The organism is Falsiroseomonas oryziterrae (assembly GCF_021864505.1).
Taxonomy (GTDB): domain Bacteria; phylum Pseudomonadota; class Alphaproteobacteria; order Acetobacterales; family Acetobacteraceae; genus Falsiroseomonas; species Falsiroseomonas oryziterrae.
The window spans coordinates 1-3,808 of sequence record NZ_JAKJIB010000367.1; the positions used below are offsets into that span (position 1 = coordinate 1).

The 3,808-nt window shown below is 74.6% G+C and carries 4 protein-coding genes; 3 read left to right on the forward strand and 1 reads right to left on the reverse strand.

Going from position 1 to position 3,808, the window contains the following annotated elements; all coding sequences use genetic code 11:
* The 3 genes from L2I40_RS20245 to L2I40_RS20255 all read left to right on the forward strand — a co-directional run.
* On the forward strand, positions 1–588 hold a 588-nt coding region (locus L2I40_RS20245; RefSeq protein ID WP_237216983.1), incomplete at its 5' end, for an SDR family oxidoreductase.
* Positions 589–640: 52 nt separating this feature from the next.
* On the forward strand, positions 641–2,158 hold the full coding sequence (locus L2I40_RS20250; RefSeq protein ID WP_237216984.1) for a L,D-transpeptidase family protein: 1,518 nt from the start codon (positions 641–643) through the stop codon (positions 2,156–2,158).
* Positions 2,158–2,757 carry a DUF882 domain-containing protein gene (locus L2I40_RS20255; protein ID WP_237216985.1) on the forward strand — a complete coding sequence of 200 codons (600 nt, stop codon included), beginning with the start codon at positions 2,158–2,160 and terminating at the stop codon, positions 2,755–2,757. The genes L2I40_RS20250 and L2I40_RS20255 overlap by 1 nt, the downstream gene beginning before the upstream one ends.
* 129 nt (positions 2,758–2,886) lie before the next feature.
* On the opposite strand, the gene L2I40_RS20260 is transcribed toward L2I40_RS20255, so the two are convergent.
* Positions 2,887–3,678 (reverse strand): MFS transporter, encoded by a 792-nt coding sequence (locus L2I40_RS20260; protein ID WP_237216986.1) that lies wholly within the window; start codon positions 3,676–3,678, stop codon positions 2,887–2,889.
* Positions 3,679–3,808: the final 130 nt, after the last annotated feature.

A 3,808-nucleotide genomic window follows, 5' to 3' on the forward strand; every position in this document is an offset into this window, starting at 1 on the left:
GTCGAGCTTGTCCAGGCCGACGCCGCCGACGCCGCGGCGACGCGCGGCGCCTTCGCCGCGCTCGACGCCCGCTTCGGCCGGCTCGACGCCTTCGTCGCCAATGCCGGCACCACCGGCCCGGCCTCGACCTTCCTCGACAGCAGCGACGAGGCCTGGCGGCGGGTCTTCGAGATCAATGTGCTCGGGCTCGCCACCGCCTGCCGCGAGGCGGCGCGGCGGATGGCGACCTCGCGCGGCGGGCATGGGGGTGCGATCGTCTGCATCGGCTCGCGCGCGCCCGCCTTCGGCTCGCCCTTCGAATTCGTGCACTACGCCGCGAGCAAGGGCGCGGTGGACCCGCTGGTGCGCGGACTGGCGAAGGAACTCGCGCTCGAGGGCGTGCGGGTCAACGCGGTCGCGCCCGGCATGATCGACACCGCCATCCATGCGAGCGCCGGCATCCCGGAGCGGGTCGGGCGCATCGTGCCGACCGTGCCCATGCAGCGACTCGGATCGCCGGAGGAGGTGGCCGAGGCGGTGCTCTGGCTGGCCTCCGGCGCGGCGTCCTATGTCACCGGGGCGGTGCTGGATGTGAGCGGCGGCCGCTGAGGCCTGCCGTTCCGGCTTGGCAAGGCCTCCGACCGGCCTGTATTTCGCATTCATGCGATCAGCCCGCCGACCCCTGCTTGCCGCCGCCCTCGGCCTTGCCGCGGGCCGCTTCGTATCGCCGGCCGGCGCCGTCTCGGCCGCACCGGCGCTCGCGGCTGACGCCACCGCCGCGGCGCGGCTGGCCGAACGGCTCGGGCGGCTCGACGAGGACGGGCTGGACCCTCGCCATTACGGGATCCCCGAGGTGGCGCTGGCCGCGTCGGACCCATCCGCCTATCGCGCCGGGCTGCACCGCGCGGCCGCCCAGGCCCTCAGCGACCTGCTCGTCGGGCGCGTGCCGGAGCTGCGCGGCCGGCCCGACATCCGCCGCGACGCGGCCTCGGTCGGGGTGGAGCGCTGGCAGGCGGAGCTCGCCGAATCCGCCGACCCCGCCGCGGTGCTCGACCGCGCCGCGCTGCTGCCCCGCGACGCTGCCGCCCTCAAGGCCGAGTTGGCGCGCGCCAAGGCGATCGCCCGGCGCGGCTGGGGCACCATCCCGGGCGAGGCGACGATCGAGCCGGGCAGCACCGACGCGGTCCGCGTTCCTGCGCTGCGGGCGCGGCTGGCGGTCGAGGATCCGGTGCTGGCCGCCGCCCCCGACCGCGGCGCCTTCTACGACCCGGCGCTGGAGGCGGCGGTGCGGCGCTGGCAGCAGGCCAATGGGCTCGAGGTGGATGGCCGCGTCGGGCGCATCTCGATCGGCCTGCTGAACCGGCCCGCATCGGCGCGGGTGGACCAGCTCCGCGTGGCACTCGACATGCGCCGCGCCGCGCTGGCGGAACCCGCCGAGCGCCGCATCGAGGTCAATGTCCCCGACTACCGCCTCTCGGTGACGGAGGACGGGCGCGAGATCCTCGGCATGGCGGTGATCGTCGGCCGGCGCGACCGGCAGACGCCGATGCTGCGCGTTCGGATGACGGCCATACAGTTCAATCCACCCTGGGGCGTGCCGGAGCGCAACGCGCGCGAGGACATCCTGCCGCGGCTGCGGCGCGACCCGCAGGCGGTGATGGAACGCGGCTTCCGCATCTTCCAGTTCGTGAACGGCGAGCGGGTTGAAGTCGATCCGCGGACCGTGGATTGGTCGCAGTTCAACGCCCAGCGCTTCCCCTTCGTGGTCCGCCAGGATGCGGGGGACGCGAATGCGCTCGGCCGCATCAAGTTCATCATGCCGAACGGCGACGACATCTTCATGCACGACACGCCCGACCGGCACCTGTTCCGCCGGCCCGACCGCGCCTTCTCCTCCGGCTGCATCCGGCTCGAGCGGCCGAACGACCTCATGGCGCTGCTGCTCGAGGGCACGCCGGGCTGGGACCTGGCGCGGGCGCAGCGTGCGATCGACAGCCGCGCGACCAGCGCCACCACCATCCGCCGGCAGCTTCCCGTGCTGCTCTCCTATCGAACCGTCACCGTGGAGGAAGGACGCGTGCGCGTCAGGCCCGACATCTACGACCTCGACATGGCCTATGCCCGTGCGATGGCGAACCCGCCGCGCGCGCAGATGGCCGCTGTCGCGGGGACGCGCTGATGCGGCTGTTCCACGACGCCGCCTGCCCCTGCTGCGGGTCCGAGCAGGTGGCGCCGCGCGGTGGGTTCGGCGCGACCACGGGACGACGCGGCTTCCTGGCCGCGGCCGTCGGCGGTGCGGCGCTCGTCACCTCGCCCGTGCTGGCGCAGGGCACCGCGACGCGCAGCCTGCGCGTCCGCCGGCAGGTGACCAACGAAGGCTTCGACGGCGTCTACTGGCGAAATGGCCGCTACGACCGCGACGCGCTGCGGCAGCTCGACATCGTGTTCCGCGACCTCTCGGCGGCGGAGCCGACGCCGATGGATCCGCGCCTGTTCGACGTGATGGCGGCGGTGGCGCAGGCGGTGGACAGCAGCGAGACCTGGGAGGTCGTCAGCGGCTACCGCACGCCGGAGACCAACGCCGCGCGCTCTCGCCAGAGCCGCCGTGTCTCGACCGTGTCGCTGCACATGTCGGGCATGGCGGCGGATTGCCGGCTGCCGGACCGCAGCAGCCTGGAGGTCGCGCGCCGCGCCGCGGATCTGCAACTGGGCGGCGTCGGCCTCTATCGGCGCAGCGGGTTCATGCATCTCGACTGCGGCCCCGTGCGGCGCTGGTAGCGCCGCGCGGCAAGCAAAAGGTGCGGCGCTGGTAGCGCCGCGAGGCTGACGAAGAGTGCGGCGCTGGTGGCGACGCGTGCCTCTCCCTCTCCCGCGGAGCGGGAGAGGGTCGGGGTGGGGGCCGCAGCCTCACCCGCGCCGGAATGCCCTCAACGCCAGCGCTGCGCCGAGCATGCACAGCAGGCTCCCCGCCAGCCCCGTCCAGGCGAGCCCTGCGGTGGCGATCACTGCCCCGCCATAGGCGGCCCCGATGCCCTGTCCGCCGAGCGCGACCGCCCCGTTCAGGCCGAGCGCCACCGCGCGGTCCTCGGGCGCGAGCGTCATCAGCCGAGTCTGGATCAGCGGCGCGAGCGCGAACAGCGCGACGGCGCCCGTGAAGACGAGCGCTGCGAGAGGCGCGGCGTGCGAGGCTGCGGCGTCGAGGCCGAGCAGCACCGAATAGCCGGCCAGCGCCGCGGCCAGCAGCAGCAGGAGTGCCACGGGCAGGCGCGGCGTCGCGATCTCCCGCCCGCCGAGCCAGATGCCGACGATGCTGCCGAAGCCCACGAAGGCCTGGATCGCGCCGATGCCCGCGCCGGCGATCCCCGTGCTCGCGGTGACGATCGGGCCGAGATAGGCGGCGATGCAGAAGAGCCCGCTGAAGGCCAGCATGTTCGTCCCGAGCACGAAGAGCACGGGCCGCGTCAGCACCCGCCGCGCCGAGCCGGCGCCGCTGCGGTCGGTGGAGGGCAGGGGCGGCAGCCCGATCCGCACGGCGACCGCCGCGGCCAGCGCGAGCACGCCGCCGAAGACGAAGCAGGCGCGCCAGCCGAAGGCGCCGCCGATCGCCGTCCCGAGCGGGATCCCGAAGGAAAAGGCGACGGTGAGCCCCGCCAGCACGAGCGCCAGCGCCCGCGCCCGCTGCGACGCCGGGACCAGCATCGAGGCCCGGTGGAGGCGCTGTCGGCGCGCACCGACCTGCCGCTCGCCGCCCGGCGCGACGCCGGCGTCCTGCTCTCCTGCACGGTGATCGAGTCCGGCCCCGAGAGCCTGACTCGCCTCAGCTTCGACG